This window comes from Hungatella sp. L36 (genome assembly GCF_014288035.1).
In genome coordinates this window covers 1-1,240 of record NZ_JACOPC010000052.1, presented here as the reverse complement: position 1 = coordinate 1,240, position 1,240 = coordinate 1, and the positions used below count along the sequence as shown (strand labels likewise).

Here is a 1,240-nt window from a genome sequence, read left to right as displayed (position 1 = left end):
TTCCGCATACTTCCAGTGGTTTCCATCAGCTAGTTGATCAGCTCAATTCTCTGGACGGTAGTACTCGGATTATCATGGAGCATACAGGACGGTATTACGAACCTATGGCCCGATGGCTCTCTGACTCTGGTTTCTTTGTCAGTACGGTTAATCCAAAGCTGATTAAGGATTACGGCAATAACACTCTCCGTAAAGTTAAAACAGATAAAGCTGATTCCGTTAAGATTGCACGCTATGCTCTTGACAACTGGCAGGATTTGCGCCAGTATACCAGTATGGATATCATTCGCAATCAATTAAAAACCATGAATCACCAGTTCAGCTTCTACATGAAACAGAAAACCTCTTACAAGAACAACCTCATCTCCCTGCTGGATCAGACTTACCCTGGCATTAATGACTTCTTTGACAGTCCTGCCCGCAGCGATGGCAGCCAGAAATGGGTAGACTTTGTTTCCTCATTCTGGCACGTGGACTGTGTGCGTTCTCTTGGGCTTGCTACGTTTACTGAGCGCTATCAAAAATGGTGCAAACGGCACGGCTATAACTTCCAACCAGAGAAACCAGCACAGATTTATTCGTTTTCCAAAGAACTGATTTCCGTGTTCACGAAAGACTCTGTGACTAAGTTTTTGGTTAAGCAGGCTGTGGAGCAGCTCAATACGGTATCTTTCACAGTGGAACAGCTCCGCCTGGAAATGAACCGTCTCGCCGCCCAACTGCCAGAGTATCAGGTAGTCATGGCCATGAAGGGGGTAGGCCCCTCACTCGGCCCTCAACTTATGGCCGAAATAGGCGATCTCTCTCGCTTTTCCCATCGTGAAGCATTAACTGCATTTGCCGGTGTGGACCCTGGGGTCAATCAATCCGGCACCTATGAGGCACGTAGTGTCCGTACATCCAAGCGAGGATCACCGCAGCTGCGCAAAACGTTGTTTCAGATCATGGACGTCCTAATTAAGTCCGCTCCTTCCGATGACGCTGTTTATCGCTTTCTGGACAAGAAACGTTCAGAAGGGAAGCCGTACTATGTCTACATGACTGCCGGTGCCAATAAGTTCCTGCGAATCTACTATGGCCGTGTGAAGGAGTATTTAGCTGCCTTACCCAAACCAGAATAACCTTGACTTAACATCCAATAGGCCAGCGTTTTACGGTGGTCTTTTTGTAGTTCCTAAACGCTGCATAAAACTTTTTTGCAAACTTCCTCAATTCTCTATTGACTTTTCATTTGCAGGCT

The 1,240-nt window shown here is 46.8% G+C and carries 1 protein-coding gene; it reads left to right on the top strand.

The features are described 5' to 3' along the window. Positions 1-1,121 (top strand): IS110 family RNA-guided transposase (locus tag H8S80_RS33860; protein WP_118090910.1); only part of this gene is annotated, 1,121 nt, incomplete at its 5' end. Positions 1,122-1,240: the final 119 nt, after the last annotated feature.